Annotated in this window: 17 protein-coding genes and 1 tRNA gene; 9 read left to right on the top strand and 9 right to left on the bottom strand. The window is 69.6% G+C overall.

The genetic code is table 11. The annotated features are described in order from the left end of the window. Positions 1-47 precede the first annotated feature (47 nt). From ACX1D1_RS10675 to ACX1D1_RS10690, 4 genes are all read right to left on the bottom strand, one after another. Positions 48-1,421: a glycoside-pentoside-hexuronide (GPH):cation symporter gene (locus ACX1D1_RS10675; RefSeq protein ID WP_459054542.1), complete on the bottom strand. Its 1,374-nt coding sequence runs from the start codon at positions 1,419-1,421 to the stop codon at positions 48-50. 81 nt (positions 1,422-1,502) lie between these two features. Then, complete coding sequence (locus ACX1D1_RS10680) at positions 1,503-2,135, bottom strand: cytidylate kinase-like family protein (RefSeq protein ID WP_459054543.1); 633 nt, start codon at positions 2,133-2,135, stop codon at positions 1,503-1,505. Positions 2,136-2,406: 271 nt separating this feature from the next. Then, positions 2,407-2,480 (bottom strand) — tRNA-Met (locus tag ACX1D1_RS10685). Positions 2,481-2,543: 63 nt separating this feature from the next. Beyond that, the gene (locus ACX1D1_RS10690; protein ID WP_182799813.1) at positions 2,544-3,545 is read right to left on the bottom strand and encodes an aldo/keto reductase family protein; all 1,002 of its coding nucleotides are present in this window, start codon (positions 3,543-3,545) and stop codon (positions 2,544-2,546) included. 48 nt (positions 3,546-3,593) lie between these two features. Here ACX1D1_RS10690 and ACX1D1_RS10695 point away from each other — a divergent pair, with 48 nt between their 5' ends. The 3 genes from ACX1D1_RS10695 to ACX1D1_RS10705 are packed head-to-tail and all read left to right on the top strand — an operon-like array spanning position 3,594 to position 6,800. Beyond that, entirely contained in the window at positions 3,594-4,178 is a 585-nt protein-coding gene (locus ACX1D1_RS10695; protein WP_182799812.1) for a DUF1349 domain-containing protein, read from the top strand. A 31-nt stretch (positions 4,179-4,209) separates the two neighbouring features. After that, entirely contained in the window at positions 4,210-5,481 is a 1,272-nt protein-coding gene (locus ACX1D1_RS10700; protein ID WP_459054544.1) for a M16 family metallopeptidase, read from the top strand. Then, the gene (locus ACX1D1_RS10705; RefSeq protein ID WP_459054545.1) at positions 5,478-6,800 is read left to right on the top strand and encodes a M16 family metallopeptidase; all 1,323 of its coding nucleotides are present in this window, start codon (positions 5,478-5,480) and stop codon (positions 6,798-6,800) included. The genes ACX1D1_RS10700 and ACX1D1_RS10705 overlap by 4 nt, the downstream gene beginning before the upstream one ends. 9 nt (positions 6,801-6,809) lie before the next feature. Here ACX1D1_RS10705 and ACX1D1_RS10710 read toward each other — a convergent pair whose 3' ends face one another. The 3 genes from ACX1D1_RS10710 to ACX1D1_RS10720 are packed head-to-tail and all read right to left on the bottom strand — an operon-like array spanning position 6,810 to position 11,234. Continuing rightward, the gene (locus ACX1D1_RS10710) at positions 6,810-9,683 is read right to left on the bottom strand and encodes a UPF0182 family membrane protein (RefSeq protein ID WP_370586102.1); all 2,874 of its coding nucleotides are present in this window, start codon (positions 9,681-9,683) and stop codon (positions 6,810-6,812) included. Then, positions 9,680-10,195 carry a PPA1309 family protein gene (locus ACX1D1_RS10715; RefSeq protein WP_370585802.1) on the bottom strand — a complete coding sequence of 172 codons (516 nt, stop codon included), beginning with the start codon at positions 10,193-10,195 and terminating at the stop codon, positions 9,680-9,682. The genes ACX1D1_RS10710 and ACX1D1_RS10715 overlap by 4 nt, the downstream gene beginning before the upstream one ends. Beyond that, positions 10,188-11,234, bottom strand: a complete 1,047-nt coding sequence (locus tag ACX1D1_RS10720; protein ID WP_182784200.1) for a YlbL family protein — start codon at positions 11,232-11,234, stop codon at positions 10,188-10,190. The genes ACX1D1_RS10715 and ACX1D1_RS10720 overlap by 8 nt, the downstream gene beginning before the upstream one ends. A 103-nt stretch (positions 11,235-11,337) precedes the next feature. On the opposite strand from ACX1D1_RS10720, the gene ACX1D1_RS10725 reads away from it, so the two are divergent. From ACX1D1_RS10725 to ACX1D1_RS10735, 3 genes are all read left to right on the top strand, one after another. Next, entirely contained in the window at positions 11,338-12,672 is a 1,335-nt protein-coding gene (locus tag ACX1D1_RS10725) for a zinc-dependent metalloprotease (protein WP_182799808.1), read from the top strand. 206 nt (positions 12,673-12,878) lie between these two features. Beyond that, entirely contained in the window at positions 12,879-13,040 is a 162-nt protein-coding gene (locus ACX1D1_RS10730) for a DUF5679 domain-containing protein (protein ID WP_182784204.1), read from the top strand. Between the two features lie 224 nt (positions 13,041-13,264). Continuing rightward, positions 13,265-13,777, top strand: a complete 513-nt coding sequence (locus ACX1D1_RS10735) for a hypothetical protein (RefSeq protein WP_459054546.1) — start codon at positions 13,265-13,267, stop codon at positions 13,775-13,777. On the opposite strand, the gene ACX1D1_RS10740 is transcribed toward ACX1D1_RS10735, so the two are convergent. Continuing rightward, complete coding sequence (locus tag ACX1D1_RS10740; protein ID WP_459054547.1) at positions 13,768-15,792, bottom strand: ATP-dependent DNA helicase UvrD2; 2,025 nt, start codon at positions 15,790-15,792, stop codon at positions 13,768-13,770. The genes ACX1D1_RS10735 and ACX1D1_RS10740 overlap by 10 nt on opposite strands. Positions 15,793-15,893: 101 nt before the next feature. Here ACX1D1_RS10740 and ACX1D1_RS10745 point away from each other — a divergent pair, with 101 nt between their 5' ends. The 3 genes from ACX1D1_RS10745 to recD are packed head-to-tail and all read left to right on the top strand — an operon-like array spanning position 15,894 to position 23,789. After that, a complete protein-coding gene (locus ACX1D1_RS10745) occupies positions 15,894-18,914 on the top strand; it encodes an exodeoxyribonuclease V subunit gamma (protein WP_459054548.1) in 3,021 nt (1,006 codons plus the stop codon). After that, on the top strand, positions 18,911-22,072 hold the full coding sequence (locus tag ACX1D1_RS10750; protein WP_459054549.1) for a UvrD-helicase domain-containing protein: 3,162 nt from the start codon (positions 18,911-18,913) through the stop codon (positions 22,070-22,072). Before ACX1D1_RS10745 ends, ACX1D1_RS10750 begins: the two co-directional genes overlap by 4 nt. Beyond that, a complete protein-coding gene (recD, locus tag ACX1D1_RS10755; RefSeq protein ID WP_459054550.1) occupies positions 22,065-23,789 on the top strand; it encodes an exodeoxyribonuclease V subunit alpha in 1,725 nt (574 codons plus the stop codon). Before ACX1D1_RS10750 ends, recD begins: the two co-directional genes overlap by 8 nt. Positions 23,790-23,803: 14 nt before the next feature. On the opposite strand, the gene ACX1D1_RS10760 is transcribed toward recD, so the two are convergent. After that, a complete protein-coding gene (locus ACX1D1_RS10760) occupies positions 23,804-25,009 on the bottom strand; it encodes an amino acid aminotransferase (protein WP_459054551.1) in 1,206 nt (401 codons plus the stop codon). Between the last annotated feature and the right edge of the window lie 22 nt (positions 25,010-25,031).

Here is a 25,031-nt window from a genome sequence, read left to right on the forward strand (position 1 = left end):
GCACATGGCTGCTCCCGCAGTGGAGGACGCTCGCCGAGGGGTCAGCCCTACGCGTCGACCCTGGCCGCGCGCCGCGCGGCGATCTCGCCGACGATCTCGAGGTACTTCTTCTCCGTCAACGGATAGAAGAACATCGCGAGCTGGGTCAGGAGGGTGGAGCCGATCAGGAAGACCGCGGCCCACATGCGGATGTTGCCGGCCACCTCGTCGGAGACCTCGCCACCCGCCGCGACCTCGGCTGCGACGAAGCCCGCCCACCCGAGCGCCCAGCCGCCGACGAATCCACCCAGCGCCTGGCCCATCTTGCGGGTGAATGAGAACACCGCGTAGGTGGTGCCCTCGGTGCGCTGCCCGATCTTCCACTCGCCGAACTCCACACAGTCCGCCTCGAGAGCCCACATGAGCGTGTTGACGCCGAACATGGCGATGCCCATAACGAAGAACGCCACCGACCCGAGCCACGGGTAGGTACCGAGGGGGGCGAGCCACAGGATGAGGGCGCCGATGTACATGAAGGACGCGAGGACGACGTAGCCCAGGCGCTTGCCCATGGTGCGGACGAGCACCGGGATGATGGGGCCGACAAGGAACAGCGCCGCCACCTGGGCCGTCTGGTTGATGGCGATGTAGTTGGCGTCGTTCTGCACGTAGATCGCGATGTAGGCGCCCAGGGTGCCCATCACGGTGGTCCCGAGCAGGAAGAAGACCGCGGCGACGGAGAGGACCTGCAGCGGACGGTTGACGGCGAGGGAGCCGAAGCTCTCCTTCATCGTCACCGGACGCGGGTCGCGGGCGACCTGCTCCTTCGTCCCCCACACCGTGAACAGGTACAGCCCGGCGCCGATGATCGACAGGATGCCGACGGAGATCGCGATCGAGTTCTGCAGCGCGTCGGCGTTGCCCACGTTCGCCCGGATCTGCGGTGCGATGACCCAGGACAGCGCCAGGATCATGAGGGCCGCGCCGTACATCCGGAAGCTGGCCAGCTTCGCCCGCTCCGTGGGGACCTGCGTCAACGAGGGGGCCATGGAGCCGTACGCGATGTTGACGGCGGTATAGAACACCGAACCCATCAGGATGTAGAAGGCGTACATGTAGATGGTGTAGGCCGTGGTGCTCGCGTCGGGCATGATCCACTTCGCGGCGTAGAGCATCCAGCTCGAGACAAGCAGCGGGACCGAGAACCACAGGATGATCGGACGGAACTTGCCGAGTCTGCCGGGCTTCTTCATGTCGATGATGCGGCCCATGAAGACATCCGTGATGGCGTCGATGAAGCGCAGCACCAGGAACATGGTGCCGATGACGCCACCCTCGATACCGACCACGTTGGTGTAGTAGAGGATGAGGAACATGCCCGCCATGGTGAAAGACACGTTGTTGGCCGCGTCACCCGCCGCGTAGGCGAGGTAGTTCTTCATGCTGAGGGGCTGGGCCGTGACAGCCGGCGCCGAGACTGAGCTTGCAGACATGGTGTCGATTCCGTTCTGTTCAGGCGCCGGTCAGGCGGTCTGGTGCTGGATCGCGTCGACGATGGCGTTCACTGCTGCATCGACGGAGACACGGCTGGTGTTGAGCAGCATGTCGTAGCGGTCTGGGAGCGCAGGGTCCCAGCCGTACAGGGTCCTTGACATCTGCCGACGAAGGTCCTCCTCGTGGGCTCGGCGCTTCGCTGACTCGGCCTCCGAGATGCCCAGGCTCTGGGCAGCCCGCTTGACCCGGTCCGCGACGTCGCCGGTGAGCAGGACGTGCAGGGTATTGGGACGGTCGGCCAGGATCACGGTGGCGTTGCGACCCACGATGACTCCGCCCTCCTGGGCGAACTGCTTCACGTTCCGGGTGTTGTCCTCGATGAGCGAGTACTTGTCACCTTGGGTGCGCACGATCTCGCGGTCCTCCAGCGCACTGTAGGCACCCCCGAGGAGGGCGAGCACATTCGCGAGCACCGCACGGTTCTCCTCGTCGTCGCCGGTTGCCTGTCCGGCGATCGCACCGGAGGTGAACGCCTGCCCGTGGAACGGCAGGCCGAGTCTCTGGGAGACCCTCTCGCCGATCGTGACGGCGCCCGCGCCGTACAACTCGAACATCGTGACGACGGGCGGGTATTCGCTGGCCCTGTTGCTGGCCTCTGACATGAAGTCACCTCTGCTTCTTTGCTGAGATTGTTTCCGCACCTTGCGGGGAGCGTAGCCCTGCCCGACGAGGCATGGAGCGATGGCGCGAGGAAGGAGAAGCCGTGTCCGGTTGCCGCTACTGGCCTTGCCGCCGTCGGCACGCTCACGCCCGGACTCCAGGTCCGTGCCAGCCGGAGGGCGTCTTCGCGTCGCCGGTGGGGAACAAGTAAGGAACAAGCCTGGAAAAGCCAGTGGCCCTGACAGCATTTCTGCTTGTCAGGGCCACTTTTCGTAGCGGGGACAGGATTTGAACCTGTGACCTCTGGGTTATGAGCCCAGCGAGCTACCGAGCTGCTCCACCCCGCGTCGCTCTGATAACTATAGGGATTGTCCGCGGACAATCCAAATCGACGAGCGACGCGGGGGGGATCAGGGGCGCCCCTCCGGCACGGTGGTCTTCGCGGGATCGCGCTCGACGATGCCCTCAAGCGCCTCGTCGATGCGCGCCATCAGCTCATCGGGGATCTCCACCCCGCTGGCCTTGACGTTCTCGGCGATCTGCTCCGGGCGCGAGGCCCCGATGATGGCCGCCGCGACATTGTCGTTCTGCAGCACCCACGCCACAGCCAGTTGCGCCATGGTGAGGCCCAGCTCGTCGGCGATCGGGCTCAGGTTCTGCACCTTGGTCAGCACGTCGTCGCGCATCCAGCGGCTGATCATGCCCTGGCCGCCCTTGGTGTCGGTGGCCCGCGACCCCTCCGGCGCCGGCTGCCCCGGCAGGTACTTGCCGGTGAGCACGCCCTGCGCGACGGGCGACCACACGATCTGCGAGACGCCCACCTCCTCGGATGCGGGCACCACCTGGTCCTCGATCACCCGCCACAGCATGGAGTACTGCGGCTGGTTGGACACGAACGGGATCCTGAGCTCCTTGGCGTAGCGCGCAGCCTCGCGGATCTTGTCAGCCGGCCACTCCGACACGCCGATGTAGAGGGCCTTGCCCTGCCGGACGACGTCGGCGAAGGCCACCATCGTCTCCTCCAGCGGCGTCTCGACGTCGTAGCGATGGGCCTGGTACAGGTCCACGTAGTCCGTCTGCAGCCGTTGCAGCGAGCCGTTGATGCCCTCCATGATGTGCTTGCGTGAGAGCCCGACGTCGTTGGCGCCCTTGGGCCCGACCGGCCAGTAGACCTTGGTGAAGATTTCCAAGGATTCCCGACGCTCACCCTTGAGAGCCTCCCCCAGCACCACCTCGGCGGCGGTGTTGGCGTAGACGTCAGCCGTGTCGAACGACGTGATGCCGTGGTCCAGCGCCGCGCGCACGCAGGCTGTCGCGGTGTCGGCCTCCACCTGCGAGCCGTGGGTCAGCCAGTTCCCGTAGGTGAGTTCGGTGATCTTGAGTCCAGAATTGCCCAGATAGCGATACTTCATACAACAAAACCTACTCCGGTCGGCCAGCCCACCGATAGCGTCATCGCCATGGACACCTTGCCACTGCCGTGGACCTCCGGCACCTGGACCACCCAACCCGTCGACGTCCACGAGGACGGACCCGATCTCGTGGTCACCGCCGAGGAGGGCTCGGATGCGTGGCGTGTCACGTCCTACGGCTTCACCCACGACACGGAGCACGCTCTCGTCGCCCCCTTCCCGACGGACAGCGCCATGGAGGTGGTGTTCACCGCCGGATACTCCGAGCAGTTCGATCAGGCCGGCCTGTTCGTCGTGTCCGCGGCCGACTGCTGGGTCAAGGCGGGCGTCGAGTTCGCCGACGGCCATCCGCAGCTGGGTGCGGTGGTGACCAACCCGCTCTCCGACTGGTCATCCGCCCCCGTCGACGCCTGGCACGGACGCCGGGTCCGGGTGCGCGTCTCGCGCTCCGGCGACGCGCTCACCATCCGCGCCGGCCTCGACGGCGACCCCCTCAGCCTCGTCCGCCTCGCCCCGTTCCCCCGCGACGCACGCGCCGCCGCAGGGCCGTTCACCTGCGCCCCCACGCGTTCCGGGCTTGTCGTCCGATTCCACGAATGGACCACGGGACCAGCCGATTCCACGCTGCACTGACCCCTCGACGGCGTCGGCTACCCTTGCGCGCATGACCGAGGCCCTCCAGTACGAGCTCACCCAAGCGCGCCTCGACAACGGCCTCCAAGTGGTGGTGGCGCCTGATCCGGACGCGCCGGGTGTCGCGGTGAACCTGTGGGTGGAGGTGGGATCGGCCGACGAGGCCCCCGGCCGGACCGGGTTCGCGCACCTCTTCGAACACCTCATGTTCCAGGGCTCGGCCCACCTGGCCAGCGGCGAGCACATGGCCACCGTCGAGTCCCTCGGCGGCACCGTGAACGCCACGACCTCCACGGACCGCACCAACTACTTCGAGACGGTCCCCCGCGGCGCGCTGGAGCTCGCGCTCTGGATGGAAGCGGACCGGTTCTCGTCCCTGGCCATCACCCCGGAGAACTTCGAGGCTCAGCGCCAGGTGGTGAAGGAGGAGAAGCGCCAGCGCTACGACAATCAGCCCTACGGCGACCTCCTGCAGCTGCTGACTGCGCAGCACTTCCCGGAGACCCACCCCTACGGGCACCTCGCCATCGGGTCGATGGCGGACCTGGATGCCGCCTCACTGCAGGACGTGTCCGAGTTCTTCGACGCCTGGTACCGGGCGTGCAACCTGCGCCTGGTGGTGTGTGGCCCGGTCGGCCCGGACGAGGCGCTCGATCTCGCCGGGCGCTACTTCGCAGACCTTCCCGCCCTCCCCAAGCCGGAGCGCCTGCCCATGACGGAGCGCCCCGTCGCGCAGGCCTCGACTGTCGCGGTGAGCCGGCAGGTCCCCCACTCCCTTGCCTACCTCTCCTGGCCCACTCCCCCCGCCTCACACGCGGATCAGCCCGCCATCGACCTGGCCCTGTCGATCCTCGCCGACGGCCACTCCTCCCGGCTGCACCGCGCCCTGGTCAAACACGCCGACGTGGCCAACGAGGTGCACAGCGCCTCGCTCACCCACCGCTCGGCGGCGTCGATCGCCGCCATCCTGGGCCGCCCCGCCGACGGAATCTCGCTCGAGGCAATGTCGGCGGCCATCCTCGAGGGCGTGGGCCGTCTCGCCGCCGATGGCCCCACCGATGCAGAGTTGGCCCGCGCCGTCGCCCAGTACGAGAGCGACTGGCTCTGGGAACTGGCCACCACCAGCGGCCGGGCCGACGCCATCAACGAGGCCTGGCTGATGCACGGATCGCCGCACCAGATCAACACCCACCTCGCGGACGTGCTGGCGCTCACCCCGGAACACATCGCCACCGCCGCCGGACGTTGGCTGGCACCATCGTCGGCCCACCAGCTCCACTACGCAGCCGAGGAAACCCGATGAACCGCCCCGACGTCACCCTCGGCATTCCCTGGCACTTCCCCACCCCCACCGTCAGCACGCTCGGCTCGGGGCTCACGATGTGGCACTTCGAGCTCCCCTGGCAGCACATCGCCACCTTCGAGGTGATGATTCCTGCACCGCTGGCCGCGGAACCCGCCGATCGGGAGGGCGTGGGCACCGTGGCGCTGCACGCCATCGACGAGGGCACCCGCACCCATCCGGACGGCGCCATCGGCGAGCTGCTCGAGGACCAGGGCGCCACCCTGCACGGCACCGCCCGCCAGCGCTACACCACCCTCGGCGGGCAGGCACCATCCCGTCGGCTCCCCCAGGTGCTGCCCCTCTTCACGGAGGTGCTCAGCGAGCCCACCTTCGACGATCGCGACGTGGCCCACCACGTCGAGGCGCAGGTGGCCGGCTACGAGTCCACGCTCGCCTCCCCCTCCTCCGCGGTGAGGATGGCGCTTCGCCGCGAGCTGTTCGGGACCGGGGATCGCGGTGGGCGCCCCGCCGCAGGCACCCCGGCCACCCTCGCCGCCGTGACACCGGCAGATGCCCACGGCTGGCACCGGGCGCACTTCTCCCCCCAAGGGGCGACCCTGGTGGTCGCGGGGAACCTCACGGTGACGCAGGCCGAGGCCGCGCTTGGACCCTGGACGGCTCCGCCACCTCAGCCCACCCTGCTGGCGGCAGCCCCGGCGCGGGAGCCCCGGATCGTCGTGGTGGACCAGCCGGGGGCAGTTCAGGCGACGGTGGTGGTGGGCCGACGGACCGTCACCCGATCCGACCCGCGCTGGGCCTCCCTGCGGCTGGCCGGCCACGCGGTCGCGGGGGCCTTCGCGAGCAGGCTCAATCTCGAACTCCGGGAGCGCCTCGGCTACAGCTACGGCATCGGTGGCGGCTTCTCCCCCGGCCCGGACGAGGGACTCTTCACCGTCGGCGGCAGCGTCCGCACCGAGGTCGCGGCCGACGCCGTCGCCCGACTGCTGGAGGGCGTTGCGCTGCCAGAGGCGTTCGGCGACGACGAGATCGACGACGCGCGGAGGTACCTGATCGGCGTGGCACCCCTTGCCACCGAAACCTCCGCCGACATCGTCGCGCAGGCCTCCGCCCTGGCCGCGGCGGGTCTGGACCCCGGCTACATGAACCGCCACTTCTCAGACCTGGCGGCGGTCACTCCCGCCGACGCGACGGCCGCCTTCAGGACGCTGGTGTCGCCGCGGAACGTGACTGTCGCGGTGATGGGAGACGCCTCCGCGTTGCTTCCGGCCCTTGCCGCCGTCGGGTTGGTCGCGGAGGTTGTAGACCTGCGCCGCTGAGGCGCCGGCTCAGCCGAGCGCCTCCGCGGCCTCCGCGATCTTCGCCTCCGCGGCCTTGACCTGGGCCTGATAGTCGGCGAGGTCGCCGTCGCGGAGCGCCTGCTCCGCCGCCTCGAACAGGGACTGAGCCTCATCCAGCATATTCCGGGCGCGCTGTTGAACGTCCGCGGGAACCGTCGGCTGTGACGGATCGACGGTGGGTTGCTCCTCCGTGGGCTGTTCACCGGTGTCCGCACCGGCGTCTCCTTGGAAGACCTGATCAAGCGCCGACTGCAACGTCTCGCCGATACCGATCTGCTCACCGAAGCGCACCACGATGAATCGCAGCGCCGGGTAGGCGCCGGTGGTTCCGGTGGTCTGGGTGAAGATGGGCTGCACGTACAGCAGCCCGCCGCCCAGTGGCAGGGTCAGCAGATTGCCGTAAATGGCGGCGGCCGAGGCTCCCTGACGGTTGAAGGGCAACAGCTTGTCCGCGACCAACGGGTTGGTGGCGATGAAGTTGTACGTCTGTCCGGGGCCGGCGATCTGTTCGGCGTCCGAGAGCTTCAGCACCCTCATCCGGCCGTAATCCTCGGTCGTGGCGTCCGCGTTGACCGACATGTAAACGCTGAGGTTCTCGCGGTCCTTCGGCACGAACACGGTGGTGTTGGCGAAGTGGGGTGATTCGTCGCCGGGCCAACGGATCGTGAGGAAGTACGGCGGCTCCTTGAGGCCCTGCTGCCCGGCACGGACCGGGTCGTTGGGCACCTGCCAGATGTCGGTCTGCCGGTACCACGTGTCTGGGCTGATGGTGTGGTAGCGCCCCAGGATCTCGCGCTGCGCCTTGAACAGGTCCTGAGGATAGCGGAGGTGTTCAAGGAGCTCCTGCGAGATCTCCGACTTCGGCGTGACCACACCCGGGTAGACCTTCTCCCAGGTCTTCAGGATGGGATCTGTCTCGTCCCACTCGTACAACGTGACGGTGCCGTCGTAGGCGTCCACGGTGGCCTTGATCGAGTTGCGCACGTAGTTGACCTGCTGACCCATCAGCAGCCTGTCGGCCGAGGTGCGCGAGTCGGAGATGGACTGGGTCCAGTCGCTGCGCATCGAGTTGGGGAAGTTGTCCGTGGTGGTGTAGGCGTCGATGATCCAGACCACCCGCCCGTCGACCACGCTGGGGAAGGGATCCGAGTCCACCGTCAGCCACGGCGCAGCCTCCTGGACGCGCTGCACCGGCAGGCGGTCGTAGAGGATCTTCGACTCCTCGTTGACCCGGTCCGAGAGCATGAGGTTGATGTCGCCGAACCGCAGCGCGTAGGCAGCGCGCACCGCGATGTTGCCGATGCCCACGCCTCCGTCGCCGGTGTAGGTGTAGAGCGATTCCGTGCGGCCCTCACCGCCCGACGGGGTGTCCAGCTCAACGGGGTCCATGCCCTCCGGCGCTCCGACCACGACGTAGTAGTCGGTCTTCTCGCCGAAGTAGATGCGGGGCTCGTGCTCCGGCAGCGTCCCCACGGTGGGGATCCCGCCGGAGAAGAACACCGGCTCGCCGTTGGCCTCGCGCTGGTTGCCGTACGCCGCCACCATGCCGTAGCCGTGGGTGTAAACGGTGCGACGGTTGTTCCACGTGTCGCCGGACTCGACGGAGTCGAGGTCCAGTTCCCGGACGGCCACCACCGAGTCCGTTGCCTTGCCGTCGATGACGTAGCGGTCGATATCCAGGGTGTCGGGGAAGGTGTAGTAGCCGCGCACCTGCTGGAGCTGCTCGAACGCTGCCGGCACCACCGCGGGGTCGATGAGGCGGATGGCGGGCAGCGCCTCGGCGTCCTGCCGCAGCTGCCCCGCGCCGGCCGTGGTGGTGGCCTCGTAGTCCTCGATCTCCACGTCCTCGATGCCGTAGGCGTACCTGGTGGCCGCGAGGTTGTTGGCGATGTAGGGGCGCTCCTTCTCCTGCTCGTCCGGGATCACCTCGAAGCTCTGCACGATCCACGGGTACAGCATGGAGAGCAGAAGAGTGGACACCACCAGCAGCGCGATTGAGGCGCCAGGAACACTCCACCTGACCTTCCAGGCGTTGATGAACGCCAGGATCGCCGTGATCACGCAGATGGCGGCGATGATGGCGGCCACAGGCACGCGCGTGGTCACGTCGGTGTAGGAGAGCCCGGTGAAGATCCTGTTGGCGGTGATGCTCAGCGCGTAGCGGTCCAGCAGTGTGCTGGCGGCGATGAGCAGCATGACGATGCCCAGGAGGATGGACAGGTGCCGCTGGGCGCCCAGCCCGGCGGCGGTGTTGCCCCGGCCCCTCAGGGCCGACGAGGTCAGCGCCCCGGTCATGAAGTGCACGGCGGCCGCCGCGACCATCCCGACGATCATGGTGAACAGGAGGAACCCGACCACGAACCCCAGCCAGGGCAGCGTGAAGACGTAGAAGCTGGCGTCCAGATCGAAGTAGGGATCGGCCCATCCGAACGGGGTCGCGTTCCACCAGGCGAGGAACACCTCGATCACGCCGGCGGCCGCCATCCCACCGAGGAGCCCGAGCACCACGGAGGGCACGGCCATGAGGACCTTCGACCTGCGGTCCAACGCGTCCCTCAACTGGATGAGGAACTCCGAGTCCAGGTTCGCCCGCCGCACCTTGGGGCGCAGCCGGTAGGCGATCACCATGTTGAAGAAGACCACCGAGAACATCAGCAGCCCGAACACGGCGAACAAACCGGCCCGCGCCGCAAGTTGGGTGGTGAAAACCGTCTGGAAGTTGATGCTGCGGAACCACAGATAGTCGGTGACGGCCCGGGAGGCGATGACGGCCACCAGCAGTAGGCCGCCCACGATCATGACGGTCCACAGGATGGGCCCGCGCCCGGCCGGGGCCTCGGGGTTGGCGGTGGTGGCGCTCACAACTCACTCCTGAAGGTATTGACGAGGGCGTCTGCCAGGCCTGGGACGAGGTCCTCGGCTCCCAGCAGATCATCGGGGTTGCTCACCAGCCGGGCCAGGCCGTGGCGGGTGCCATCGCGGAGGACCCCGACGACGATGCGTACATCAGTCTTCTCCGGATGGGCGGCCACGAACTCGGCAGCAGCCTCAGGCTCCTGAGGCAGCTCGGCCTCGTGCTCGGGGGGAAGGAAGGCGCGTTCCATCGCCAGCGCGCAGCCCTCGACCGTGTCCGGCCAGAAGATGCCGGCCAGGCGCTCGACGACGTTCTCCGTGGCGTGGAACTCGTCCTGCTCGATGGCGGTGAGCGCGTCTGGGCTGCTCTCCGGCACCCGGCCGCGCAGCTGCGGCTCGACATCGAGCAGCGTGCGGGTGGTGACCAGGGCAAACAGGCGGGCCGGCTGGTCCCACCCTGAGGATGAGACGTGTCGCTCCACGTCCATGAGGGCGGCGATGAGCTTCGACGAGTCAGCCACAGGTGGGCACCTCCGCAGTCTTTCCTTCGTTGATGAGCTGGAGCGCCGCAATGGAGTCCTTCAGGGTGCCTACCCTGACCAGCATGACGTCTGTGGCCAGGTTGCCGACGTCCGAGCAGTTGTCCTCGGGCACGAGGAAGATGGTGGCTCCGTCGCGCTCCGCCCCCTTGATCTTTTCCCGCACGGCCCCGATCCTCGAGACCCGCCCATCGGGATCGATCTCTCCGGTGCCGGCCACCACCCCGTCGGCGATCAGGTGTCCTTCGGTGATCCGGTCATAGAGGCCCAACGCGAACACCAGCCCCGCACTGGGGCCGGTGACGCCCTGGTCCACGCCGAAGTCCACCTGGGGCGCGTACTGGAAGCCCGTGTCCAGGGAGATCCCCACCACTGGACGGCGGGCGTCGGTGTTGCTGGCGCTGGAGGTGACGCTCTCTGTGAGTTCCTGCCCGTCGCGGAGCAGCGTGAAGACGATCACGTCGCCGACGGCGTGAGTGGCCACCTGGGCGATCACATTCTCGCGGGTCTTCATCTCGATGTCGTCAACGGCGGTGATCAGATCCCCGGGCTGAAGACGGTCGACACTGGGGCCCGAGAGCACCACGCTTTCCACCCGGGGCAGTTCGGTCACGGCTACGCCGGCCGCCCGCAGTGCCGCGACGGTGGCGTTGATGCGCGACTTGTCCATCATCGCCACCGCCTCGTCCTGCACCTGCGACGACGACTTGCCAGGCGGGTAGATGACCTCCCTGGGCATCGCGTCCGAATCGTTGGCTGTGAAAACGAAGACAACCTCGGGAAGGCTGAGAGTGGAGTCCACCCGGGTGGTGGACACGGTGGTCATGAGCAGTTGACCGGCGGTGTCGAACGTGGGAAGGCCGGAGATCTCGATGACGGCGCCACCCTCCTCGGTGGTCTCCAGGACGTCGACGGTCTGCCCCGGGCGCCACGCCACATAGGGGACCGGAATCACGACCAGAGCCGCCGCCAGCATCACGAAAAGCAGGGAGGAAACGATCGCCATTGCGTTGCGCGACACCGAGACTCCCTTCATCGTCTTCCGCTTCACCCTAGCAACCGGCGGCAAGCCGTCGCGCGGCGCTTGCACGATGGGGAAGAATGGGCATCAAGGAGGTCTCCTGATGTCAAACCCTGACCCGTTCGGAGCGTTCGACTTCGAGCAACTACGCAAAATGCTGGAGTCGATGGGATTCGCCGACGCAGACCAGCTGAACCTTGAGGAGTTGCTCGCCCACGTCCAGCGGATGCAGCAGTCGGGATCCGGAATGTTCGGGATGACCAACGCCGATCTGGACCCGGACGCCGCGTGGCGCACCACGTTGACCGCGGCCAAGCAACTCGCGTCGGCCGCCGGCGCTGATCCGCTGCTCAAGCCGGAGGAGAAGGCCGCCATCGTCGATGCCGAGCGGCTCGCCCAGGCGTGGCTCACCCCGCAGACAGCCTTCCCCGAGACCGGTCGGCCTGCGCGTGCCATCACCCGCGGAGCATGGCTCGACGAGACGGGGGACGGCTGGCGAGCGGTGATCGAACCGATCATCGACGGCCTGGCGGAGGCACTCAAGCGCGGCACCGTCGACGACTCGGGCGGTGAGCTGGAACCGATGGGCAAGTTCCTTGCGCCGATGATGAAGCAGTCGGCGTCGCTGATCTACCGGGACCGGCTCAAGCGTGAACTGTCCAAGGTGGCCGGTGACATCCTCACCGGGACCGAGATCGGATTCAACCTGCTGGGCTCGGCTGACGTGGTGATGATTCCCGCCAATGTGGCGCACTTCACCGAGGATCTGGCCGCCGGCGACCGCGATGTGACCCTGTTCCTCCTCCTGCGCGAGGCGGCCAGGCAGCGGCTCTTCCATCACGTCGCCTGGCTCTCTCCCCAGCTCAGCGCACTGCTCGGCCACTTCGCCCGCGAGATCACCATCGACTTCGACGCCATCGCGAGCCAGTTTCAGCCCGAGAACCTGCAGAACCTGTCCATCGAGCAGGTGGTGGCGGTCGGCGAGACGGTGCGGGGCTCGTTCTTCCAGCCTGCGAGCACCCCCACCCAGGTGGAGATCCTGCAGCGCCTTGAGGTCCTGCTTGCCCTGGTGGAAGGGTGGGTGGACCACGTGGTCGGTCGGGCCACGGCCCCATGGATGCCCAACTCCCCTCAGTTGGAGGAGGTCATCCACCGCCGCCGCGCCTCCGCCACTCCGGTCACCAGCGTCTTCGCGGAGCTGCTCGGCCTCGACCTGCGGCCCCGGCTCGTGCGAGACGCGAAGAATCTGTGGGCCGCCGTCGAGCACCACCGCGGGATTGACGGCCGCGACGAGGTCTGGGGCCACCCGGACCTGCTTCCCACTCGGGCGCACCTGGCGGATCCCCTCTCGTTCGCCGCCGGAGTCTCGCCCGCGGAGCCAGTTGAGGACGCCCTTGACGCTGAGCTGCGCAAGCTCCTCGGAGGCTCAGGGGCCTGAGTGTCTCGCCCAACCTTGACGTGGCGGATCCGGTGACGCTTAACTTGCCGGGAGAGTCCCGGTAGCTCGTTACGCAGGGGAAGGCGGATCGAGCTGCCGGGCTCCACCACGTCCGGACGGTGTGTCTCATTGTGAGCGCTCCGGGCGGCGCCTAGAGTGAACGGGGTTGCTGACCGCAGCAACCACCCAAAACAAGGAGGAAAAAAATGACGGCGGAGATCTGGGAAGGCTCTTTCTACTGCGTCAAGTGCAAGGAAAAGCGCGACGCCAAGGGCGAGGTTGTGGTCAACGCCAAGGGCACCAAGATGGCTAAGGGCAAGTGCCCCGAGTGCGGCACCAACCTCAACCGCATCCTCGGTAAGGCCTGAGCAAGGCCGGATCGAGCCCGATGCGGGCACTCAATGGGGCGGCAGCCGTCGGCACCGCCCCATTGTGCTGCCCTCACACCTCCGGGCCCAGGCCCTCCCGAGGTGTTGTCCCGAACGGCCGCGGTGTTGTCCGGAACCGGCCCGGTGTTGTCCGACTCAGACGATGTGTTGTCCGTCCCCCGCGGTGCCTGCTGCTGAGAAGCCGCGACGGCGAGGCTTGGCCCATGCACACCCAGCAGATCGCCGTCGTGGGGATCCCCACCGCCACCCGTCCACTGGAGGCCGCCCTGCGTCGGGCGCAGCTCCGGAGTATCCCCGTCGAGCCTGCGGCCGCTCTCCGCTCCCCCGGATTGATCTCCGGCTGCGCGCTCACGGTCTTCTGCTCCCCGCCCGGAACGCAGCCCACCCTTGAGGCGGAGGTCTACGCCGCGGAGGTCGGCGCGCTGCATGTCGCCTGGGATGCCTCTGACGCGCTCGTCGGGCCGTTCGTCGCCCCCGGCCACGGCCCATGCCCGAGCTGCCTGGCCCAGGCCGGCTCACCGGCGGGCGGTGGAACACACCGGGCGCTGGTGAGCTGGGCCAGCTCCCTGGCCGCGCTCCAGGTCCGTGACGTACTCCGCGGCAGCACGGACCTGGTGGGGGTCGGCTGGGTCTGGCGGCTCGAGCACCCGGGGCTGAGCCTCACCGCGTGGACCAGGAAGGCGGGGTGCCCGACGGTGGGCTGCGCTCAGCCCTGATGGCTGCGCACCACCTGCAGCGCGCCGCCCCCGTAGCGCTCAACCTTCACCCGCCCGATGCCGGGAAGACGCAGCAGATCCGCCTCCGTGGCGGGGGCGGCCTCGGCGATGGCTTGCAGTGTGGCGTCGGTGAACACCACGAAAGCCGGCACGGACGCTTCGTCCGCGGCCGCCTTGCGCCAGGCCCGCAGCGCCTCGAACAGACCCTCGTCGTAGCTGACCTCACAGTCCGGGTGCCGGCTCAGCTTCCGTTCCGCGGCGGTATGGAGGTGGAGGCCGCAGACCCGACAGGTCCGGGAGCGGGCCGAGGTGGCCTTCTCCTTGGGCTTCCGGGCGATGGTGGAGGGTCCCGAGACCTGATCGGCGATGAATCGCGATCGGGTGGCGCTTCCCTTCCCGGCGGCCCAGCTGACCCGCAGCTCGCGCTTCGCCCGCGTGAAGCCGACGTAGAGCAACCTTCGTTCCTCGGAGAGGCTCGGCTCCTCCTGGCTCAACACGAACGGGATCATGCCCTCGCGCACGCCGACGATGGCCACACCGTCCCACTCGAGTCCCTTGGCGGCGTGCAGGGTGGCCAACGTCACCGCCTCGGCCACCGGGCCGGCCTGCCAGGCGGAGCGCTCGCGCAGCCACTCCGCAGCCTCCGAGGCGGGCCATGTGCCCCTGGCGGCGGCCTCGTCGACGACCATGCCCCTCAGGGCGGACAGCGACTCCCAGCGCTCGCGCTGCCGGCCCTGGCCGGCCGGCGCCTCGGGACGCCACCCCAGCGAGCCGAGCACGGCCTCCAGCACGTCGGGAGCCGCGGTCTCGCCCCCACGCTCGACGGCCCTGCCGAACTCCAGCAGCGCCTGGCGCACCTCCGCCCGGTCGTAGAACTTCTCCGTGCCGCGCACCGAGTAGGGAATGGCCCTCTCACTCAGGGCGGCCTCGAGCGCCGGGGACTGCGCGTTGATCCGGTAGAGCACGGCGAGCTCGGACCAGGAGGTGCCGGCCGCGTGCCGCTGCTTGAGCCAGTCCGCCACTGCCGCTGCCTCAGACGCCTCGTCCGGGTGTCCGCTGAAGGTGGGCTTCGGTCCGGAGGCGCGCGTCGGGGTCAGCGCGCCCGGGCCGCCGGGCCGCACGCGCAGCACCTTGTTGGCGGAGGAGATGACCTCAGGCGTGGAGCGGTAGTTACGGAACAGCCGGAGCGTCTCGGCGCCCTCGATGCCCGCCGCGAACCCGAGGAGGTACGAGGCATCCGCGCCGGCGAAGGAGTGGATGGCCTGGTTGGGATCCCCCACCACACACACGTCCTGCCTGCCGTCGACCCAGAGCGTGATGAGGCGGTGTTGCAGGGCGGAGACGTCCTGGTACTCGTCGACGACGAAGTGGCGGTAGGTCTGGCGGATGGTGGCGCCGATCTCCTCGTGCTCGGTCAGCAGGACCGCGTTGCACATGAGGATGTCGTTGAAGTCGACGCTGCCCTCCGCAACCTTCTGCTTCTCGTAGAGAGCCATGACGGCGGACACCTGGGCGGCGGAGGCGCCCGCCACCGAGCGCCTCTGCGCCACGTCCGGGTACCGGGACGCCGAGACGTTGCTGGTCTTGGCCCAGGAGATTTCGCTGTCCAGGTCCCTGACCAGTGGCGTGTCCGACTTGCCGAGCACCTGATGGGCGGCGCGTGCCACGAGACCGAACGTGTTCTCCGCCACGCGGGGGAACTCCACCCCGTACGCCTGGGGCCAGAAGAACTGGCATTGGCGCAGCGCCGCCGAGTGGATGGTGCGGGCCTGGGCCCCGCGGACCCCCAGCGAGGCGAGCCTGGCTCGCATCTCGCCCGCGGCGCGCGTGGTGAAGGTCACCGCCAGGGTGGCGGAGGGCTGGTAGCGGCCCTGGCTGACGGCGTGCGCGATCCGGTGCGTGATGGCGCGGGTCTTCCCGGTGCCCGCGCCTGCGAGTACCACCACAGGAGCGTCGAGGAGGGTGGCCACGCGGCGCTGCTCCGGGTCCAGGGCTTCGAGGATATGGTCGCGCATCCCCCCATTCTGGCGGGCGCCGCCGACAAACCGCACTTCATCGATGGCGTCGAGGCACCGATCCGGTCTTGTCGGTGGGGCCAGCTAAGGTGACTGGCGAGGTGGATGAGGGGGACTTCAGGATGTCGGTGACGGCGGTGCTGGGCACGCGGTGGGGTGCGCTGATGGACCATCTCGTCGAGACGCTGCACAGTCTGGCGCTCGGCCCGTTCGACGCCGCGCGCGTCCTCGTGGCCACCCATGAGACGGGCCGCCTCGTCGGCCAGGATGTGGCGGCCCGAGTGGGCATCTCCGCGGGCATCGACTACCTGACGCCAGCGGATCTCACCCGGCAGCTGGCCGACGCCGCGGGGGTTCACCGCGAACGCGGGAGGTGGCTCGGCACGCCGCTTGACCTGGCGGTCCAGAAGGCCCTCGACGAAGTGGCTGACGGGTATCCGCTGCTGCGTGGGGCCCTCGAGGCAGACGCCCGGCGCCCCGGCCGGCGGCGCGCCACCGCCATCCGCCTCGCACGGCTGCTGCGCAGCTACGTCGAGCTGGCGCCGGAGCTCGTCGCCTCGTGGCTCGACGGCGGTGCCACGGGTCCGGGCGGAGCCGAGCTGCCTGAGGTGGCCGCATGGCAGCCTGAGCTGATGCGGGCGGCTGTGGCCCGGCTGGAGCTGGATCCCCTCGCGGTGCTGGCGGCAGTCGGGGACGCGGCGGGTCGCGACACCACGCCCACGATGCTGGTGGGCATCGACCACGTGAGCGCCTCCGAGCTGCGCGTCATCGAATCCCTGGCCTCGCGGCGGGAGGTGCGGCTCATCCAGAAGGCCGGTACCCCCGGGGCTCACTGGGCCGCCTCGCTTGCCACCCGCACGCTGCAACTCCCCGGTGACGAAGCCCCTGCGCCTCTGGTTGCGCTCCACGATTCCCACGGCGAGGCCCGTCAGGTGGAAGTGCTGCGCGACGAGCTCACCCGGTTGTTCGCCGCGGATCCCACGCTGGAGCCTCGGGACGTGGTGGTGGTGTGTCCACAGCCGGAGCGTTTCGCCCCGCTGCTGGATGCCGCCTTCGCGCCCGGCGTGCGGGGCGCGTCCCATCCCGGACGGTCACTGCGCGTCCACTCCGTCGGCCTCACCCCACCCAATCCCCTGGTCCTGCTCCTGGTGGACCTCATGCGGTTGGGGGGCTCGCGCGCCACCGCCAACGGGCTGGTCGAGCTGCTGCTCCGCCCGCCCATCGCCCATCGCTGGCGGCTGACAGACCGGGCCACGATGGTCGAGCTGATCGGCGGCGCCGGCGTCCGGTGGGGTATGGACGCGGCGCACCGCGCGCAGTTCGGGCTCGGCGACGTCAGCCAGAACACGTGGATCCGCGGCCTGGACCGCCTGCTCGTCGGGCTCGCCGTGGCGCCCGGAGAGGACGCCGGCGTGGGTCTCAGCGGCACGGAGGTGGTCACCGCCTCAGACATGGACACGGTGGGGTCCCTCTGCGAGATCGTGTCGCGCCTCCGTCTCCTCGTCGCAGGCACCACAGCTCCGGCCACCATCCCCGGCTGGGTGGCGCGTTGCCGGGCCGCTTTGGACTCGTTGGTGGGCCTCCCGCGCACCGAGGAGTGGCAGCTGACCGCCGCCGCGCGGGCGCTGACGAGGCTGGAAACCAACCACGCGGCAGATGACACCACCTTGACGCGCCACGAATTCTCGCTCCTGCTGGCGGACGCCGCGGCCGGCTACCGGCGGCGTCCGGCGGCCGGGAACGGGTCACTGGCGGTGGTGCCGCTCGGGGAGTTGCCACACGTCGAGTTCAGGGTGGTGGCGCTGCTCGGCGTCACCGACGACGCCGTCCCCGGCCGGGCGGGCGCCCCGGCGGACTGCCTGGACCTCGCGGAGGACATGCCTGATCCGCGGGCACAGCGACGCGAGCAACTGCTCAGCCACGCCCGGTCCGCCGAACGCCTCCTCATCGTTCGCCAGGCCCGGTCGGAGCGCACGAACGGCCCGTCCGCCCTGCCGGTGGCCGTCGACTGGCTGCTGGAGCGGGTGGGAACCACCCCGGAGCCGCGGCAGCACCCGCCCACCGCCACCTCGGCCGGCAACTTCGTCACCGAGCCCAGCTTCGACTCAGCCGCCTACGCCGGGGCGTTGGCCCGGCGCCGCCGCCAGCCGCTGCCCCGGCGCCATGAGCGACGGCGAGCTGAGGCCCGCAGCCGGCCCGTCGGCGCCATCCCGGCCCAAGTGAGCCTGACCCAGCTCGCCCGTTTCCTCGCCGACCCGGCGCGTGCCTTCCTCCAGTCGGCGGCGGGGATCAACTTCCGGCAGCCGCCGGAGCTGACCGACGACATCCCGCTGGAGACGCGCGGCCTGGACCGGTGGGGCATCGTCAACAACCTCCTCGACGCCTGGAAGTCCGGCCTCAGCGGGGAGGCCGTGGAAGTGGAGCTCAGGCAGCGGGAGCTACACCCGCCGCTGGAGGTCGGTCGCCTCGCGTTCGAAGCGGCCCGGACCGATGCCGCCGCGCTGTGGGCCTGCGCGCAGCAGGACTGGGACGCCGAGCTCACCGAACACGCCATCTCCCTGTCGGTGGACGCCCCCGGTCTGGGCACGCTGCGTCTGGTCGACGAGGTCCGCACCCGCGGCGGGACCGCGGTCACGGTCAGCGCGAGCACCGGCGAGGAACAGGTCATCCGGCCCTGGCTGGAGTCGCTCGCCCTCGCTGCAGCCGGACACACCGCCCCCGCGCGGCTGCACCGCTTGGAGCGAGACTTCGGGCAGCTGAAGCCGCGGTCGCAGGACTTCGCGCCGACGGGTCCGGAGGAGGCCCTCGCCCATCTCGGCGTGATCACCGGTGCCTACATCCTCGGTCAGCAGCGGCTCCTGGCGGTGCCGGCCGCCGCCGCGCTCGCCTACGCCCGGGACGTCCACCAGGGCGCGCTCAAAGACGCCGAATGGGCCGGGCCGTTCCGCAGCTACCACAAGAAGTGGAGCTGGCCGGGGCCGTCCTGGACCCTCTTCTTCGACTCAGACGTGTCCGAGCTGTTCAAGGACCCCCCGCTGCCCCAGGATCCCGGCACGCACCCCTCGGCCTTCGCCTCATGGGCGCTCGCCCTCTACACCCCTCTCGTGAGGACACAGTCATGAGCGGATCACCCTTCGACCTCACCGGGCCGCTCCCCCGGCGCACCACCTTGCTGGAGGCCAGCGCGGGGACCGGCAAGACCTACGCCATCGCCGCTCTCGCGGCGCGCTACCTCGCTGAGGACGGACTCGACGCGGGGCAGCTGCTCCTCATCACGTTCGGCCGGCACGCCACCGGCGAGCTGCGCTCCCGCGTGTTCGAACGCCTCACCGGCACCGTGCGGGCCCTCGATGAGGTCCTCGCTGGCGGCCGGCTCCCAGACCCGATGGACGCCGTCGCCGCGCACCTGGCCTCCTGGGATGTCGCGCTGCACCGCTCCCGTCTCGCGGATGCAGTCGCGCGGTTCAACGAACTGACCATCCTCACCACCCACTCCTTCTGTCAGGCGATGCTGCACGAGCTCGGCATACTCGGGGACTGGGACCCGGCCGAAGAGGTGGGCGCAGACCCGATGGACCTCGTGCGACAGTGCGCGGCAGACACTTACCTGCGGCTGCATCGCACAGATCCGCAGCCCCCGCTGCTCCCCCAGGCTGCGCTGCGGATCGGTGAGGCAGCCTGCACCACCACTCTGGACCTGCTCCCCCCCGAGGGCCCCCACCACCACTTCGCCCAGGCCGTCCGCGGGCTGTACGACGAGCGCAAGACCGCCGAGGGCGTGTGCACCTACAACGACGTCATCACCCGTCTTCTGCGGCTGACCCGCGCGGAGGGCAGCGGGCAGGCCGTCGTCGCGGAGTTGAGGCGCAGGTTCAGCGTGGTGCTGATCGACGAGTTCCAGGACACGGATCCAGAGCAGTGGGCCATCGTCGAGCAGGCGTTCGTCAGCGATGGCCGCGCCACCATCCTCATCGGGGACCCCAAACAGTCCATCTACGCCTTCCGCGGTGCCGACCTGCAGAGCTATCTCGATGCCAAGGAGGCGGCGGACGTGCACAGCCTGGCGGTCAACCGCCGCAGCGACAAGGCGCTCGTCGACGGCGTCCTCGAGCTGTTCGAAGGGGTCAGCCTGGGTCATGAGTCGGTCGCCGTCGGCCTCGTGAGCGCGCATGAGACCCAACCCCGGCTCCAGGTGCCCGGACCGCACCGCCTCTGGCTACGCACCGCCACCCCGCGGCAACTCGAGACGCACTCCCCCGGGGCAGCCATCGACCAGGATCTGGTCGTCACGGTGCGGAACCTGATCTCCCGAGCGGAGTTCACGAGGCGGGCGGAGCCCCGGGTCAGGTACTCCGACATAGCCATCCTCGTGCGCCGCGGGGCACGCGCCCGCGAACTTCGCGCCGTGCTGGAGAATGCCGGGATCCCGGCCGTGTTGACCGGGAGCCAGTCAGTCTGGACCCAGCCCGCGGCCCGCGACTGGGCAGCACTCCTCACCGCCATGTCGGATCCGGCCCAGGCCACGATCCGGCTGGCTGCCCTGACCGCGCTCATCGGCTCGCGCCTGGGTGCGCTGCTGGACCCGGCTTCCTCAGAGCCGGCCCGCGTCTCCACCCTGGTGCGCACGCTCGGCCTACGGTTCGCCGAGGGTGGCATCTCGTCGGTGCTGGGCCACCTGCGCACAGCGGAGGGTCTCGACGGGCGTCTCCTGGCCGAGCCGGACGGCGAACGCGAGTTGACTGACCTGCTCCACGTGGCCGAACTACTCGATGCGGAGGGCGCGACGTCGCTCAGTGGCCTCCTGGCGGTATTGGACGAGCGGGCCGCCGATGAGGACTCGGGGGACGCGATTCGGGTGGCCTCCGATGAGGAAGCCGTGCGTGTGATGACCATCCACGCCGCGAAGGGCCTCGAGTTCCCCATCGTTCTCCTGCCGGAGACCGACGGGGTGAAGGCGAGCCGGTCCAAGCCGTTCACGCTCGTGCACGAGGGCCGCCGTCATCTCTACGTCGGCCCGGTGCCCCGCTTCGACGACCCCCTGGCGCGGACCCTGGACGACCAGAGCCTGACGGAGGAGCTACGACTCCTCTACGTCGGCTTCACCAGGGCGCAGCACTTCTGCGTCGCCTGGCATGTCGAGACCTCCGGGAAACAGCGGGGCGGGCCCCTGGGCACTCTGCTGCGGGCCTGGGAACGACGGCGCCGCGGGGCAGTGACGGGCACCGCGGTGTCCCGCACCGACATGGATCTACTGCCGGAGACGCCCCGGTCATCCCCGCCGGCACCGCGCTCTGCGCCTCCCTTGGAGCTTGCGGTGCTCGAGCGCGACATCGACACCACCTGGCGGCGCACGTCCTACTCGGGGCTGACCCAGGGGCTCCACGAGCAGGCGGCGGCGCACGTCCTGATGGATGAGGCTGCTGTGGTCGATGTCGCGCTGCCCACCCCCGCGGGGCAGACGCTCGCCGCCCCCTCGCCCATGAACGGGCTCCCAGCTGGTGCCGCGTTCGGCACTCTGACGCACGAGGCCCTGGAACGCCTGGACTGGGGGCCGGAGTCCCTGGAGTCCTCTGCCGCCGCCGTCGTGGCGGAGCTCGGCCCGCAGCACGCCCTGGACCCGGGGCTGCAGAACACGCTCAGCGCCGCTTTGGTGGCGGTGTGCCGCACCCCGCTCCTGCCGCTGAGCGCCGCAGCGCTGGCAAACATCCCCACCGATCAACGGCTCCCCGAGCTGGACTTCGATCTTCCGCTGGCAGACCGGGGCGCGCCCGCCACGCTGCGCATGCTCGCGGACCTCATGGCGGTCCATCTTCCGAACGCGGACCCCCTGGCGGAGTATCCGCAGCGCCTGCGCTCATCAGACGCCGCGGACTCCGTGCTCAACGGGTTCCTCACCGGCTCCATCGACGCCGTCCTCCAGCTCGCCGACGGCCGTTTCCTGGTGGTTGACTACAAGACCAACAGACTCGCCCCCGCCGGCGAGGCCGAGGTGACGGTGGGCCACTACGTGGCCCCGGCGATGGCGGAGGCGATGATGCAGGCCCACTACCCGCTGCAGGCCATCCTCTACTGCGTGGCGTTGCACCGCTACCTGTCCACCCGCCTTCCGGGCTACACCCCTGAGCGACACCTGGGCGGCGTCGGCTACCTGTTCGTACGTGGCATGGCCGGCCCGACCACCCCTGTGGTGGACGGCACGGCCTGCGGCGTGATGGCGTGGCGACCGTCGGCGGACCTGGTGGTGGCCGCCTCGGAGCTGCTGGGAGGCACTCATGCATGAGGTTCCCGTCGCGGCCACCGGCCTGCTCGCCAGCTTCTGCGCCGCCGGCATGCTCAAACCCATCGACTTCCATCTGGCGCGCCGGCTCGCGACGCTGGCCGGCGAGACCGACCCCGAGGTGCAGCTGGCCTTCGCGATGGCCGCGCGCGAGCTGCGGCTGGGGTCGGTGTGCGTGGATCTGTCCACGGCATCGCTCGCCCTGCTCCCCGAGGCAGACCTCGACGGTCAGGCCACCCCTGGGGATCTCCCCGTGCTGGCCTGGCCCGAACCGGGCGGGTGGGTCACCCGCGTGGCGGCCTCCCCCGCCGTCGGGGTCCCGGAAGCCGAGACGCGCCCGTTCCGGCTGGACGGCTCCCTCCTCTACCTGGACCGGTACTGGAAGCAGGAGCGTCGATTGTCGCGGGCGCTGAGGCTGCGGAGCTCGACGGAGGCCCCCGCGGTCCCCTGTGCCGCAGTTGCGGCGGCGGCCGGCGAAACCCCCGATGAGTACCAGGAGGCGGCCGTCGCGGCCGCCCTCTCCCACGGCACCACTGTGATCACCGGCGGGCCCGGCACCGGCAAGACCAGCATCGTGGCCAGGATCCTGGACTCGCTCGCCCCCTCAGATCCGCGGGTGGCCCTGGCAGCCCCCACCGGCAAGGCTGCGGCCAGGCTGCAGTCGGCCGTCGCGGAGCGGCTCACGGGCAGCCTGCGCCTCTGGGGCGGCACACTGCACAAACTCCTCGGGGCGCGGCCCCGCTCCATGCATCTCGAGTACGGGCCGGCCAGCCCACTGCCGTTCGACGTGGTGGTGGTCGACGAGACCTCGATGGTGTCGCTGGAGCTGATGGGGCACCTGGTGGCGGCACTGGCCCCCGAGACGCGCCTGATCCTGCTGGGGGATCCGCACCAGCTGCGCTCGGTTGAGGCCGGGGCTGTCCTGGCAGACATCGAACAGGCCGGCACGCTGGTGACAGAGCCCGGCGGCCACATCGCCCGCCTGCGCACGAATTTCCGCTCCAACCAGGAGATCAACCGCCTCGCGGAGGCCATTCTCGCCGGCGACCCCGCGGCTGCCCGTCAGGTGATCCAGGAGTCCCACAGCATCGAGCTGATCGGCTTCGACGGCACGGCGGACCCCGTCTCCCTGCCCACCGTGCGCGAGGACGTGCTGGCCACCGCCTCCGGTGTGGTGGCCGCGGCCGTCCGAGGCGAGGCGGTGGGCGCACTCACGGCGCTCGGCACCCACCGGGTCCTGTGTGGACATCGCGAGGGCCCGTTCGGCGTGGGGCACTGGGCGCGCTCCGCCCGGGCGTGGCTCGCCACCCAGCTGCCGGACTACGGCTTCGACGGCAGGCCCTACGGGGGGCAACCGTTGCTCATCCAGCGCAACACGGACCTCTACCACAACGGCGACACGGCGGTGGTGCTCCAGGGAGCCGACGGCGACCTCGTGGCCGTGGTGGACCGGCCGGACGGGCCGCTGTGGGTGGCGCCGGCCCTGCTGGACGACGCGGCGGACCTGCACGCGATGACCATCCACAAGTCTCAGGGCAGCCAGTTCGGCACGGTGTCGGTGGTGATCCCGCCGTCGGGCTCCGCCCTGCTGACCCGCGAGCTGCTCTACACGGCGGTCACCAGGGCGCGGGGACGGGTCCGCCTCTACGGCAGTTGGGAACGCCTCGAGGAGGCGATCGCCACCCCGGTGCGGCGGGCCAGCGGGCTGGCCCGACTCTGACCCGCCTGGACCGATCAGCGCCCGGAGGTGCGCACCGCCGCGATGGCGTCGGCAACGTAGGCGAGGTTGCCGTCGTTGAGCGCGGCCACGCACATGCGCCCGGCGTCGGTGCCGTAGATCCCGTACTCGGAGCGCAGGGCAACCATCTGGGGCTTGGTCAGGCCCGAGTAGCTGAACATGCCGAGCTGGGCCGCGATGAACCCCATGTCGTTGACGCCGCGCGCCTCGAGCGCGCCCACCAGTCCGCGCCGCAGTTGCTTGATGCGGTCCCGCATCCCGGCCAGCTCGTGCTCCCACCCGCGCCGCAGCTCCGGATCCTCCAGCACGGTGGTGACCAACGCGGCGCCGTGGGTGGCCGGGTTGGAGTAGTTGGTGCGGATGCAGATCTTCAGCTGGGACAGGACCCTTCGGGCCGTGTCCGGCGAGGACGTGATCACCGACAGCGATCCGATCCGCTCTCCGTACAGGCTGAACGACTTCGAGAAGGACGTGGCGAGGAAGAACTCCAACCCCGAGGCCACGAACTTGGCGACGACGGCGCCGTCCTCCTCGATGCCGAAGCCGAAGCCCTGGTACGCCATGTCCAGGAAGGGCATCAGGTTTCGCTCGCGCAGCACCTCGATGACCTGGTCCCACTGCTCCGCTGAGAGGTCGTATCCGGTGGGGTTGTGGCAGCACGCGTGGAGCAACACGACGGTGCCGGGGTCCGCCAGGCGCAGATCGTTCAGCATGCCGTCGAAGTCGATGCCGTGCAGGGCCTCCTCGTAGTAGCGGTAGGAGTCCACCCTGAACCCGGCGCGCGTGAAGAGGGCGCGATGGTTCTCCCAGCTGGGGTTGGAGATCAGGACGGTGGCCGACGGCTCGATCTGCTTGAGGAGATCCGCGCCCACCTTCAACGCGCCCGTCCCGCCCAGGGTCTGCGCGGTGGCGATGCGCCCCTCAGCCACGGCCTCAGCCCCTGGGCCGAACACCAGCGACCTGACGGCCTCGCGGTACGCGGGCATCCCGTCGATCCCCAGGTACCCCTTCGGCTTGGACTCTGCCGCGATCCGCTGCTCGGCTGTGCGCACGCACTCCAGTAGCGGAATCTTGCCCGTCTCGTCGAGGTAGACACCCACCCCGAGGTTGACCTTCTCCGGGCGCTGATCGGCGACGAAGGCCTCGGTGAGTCCGAGAATGGGGTCAGCGGGGGCAAGTTCGACACGATCGAACAGCTTCATGGTGGGCACCTCTTTCCTCGGT

Source organism: Tessaracoccus luoxuelianae, assembly GCF_054483915.1.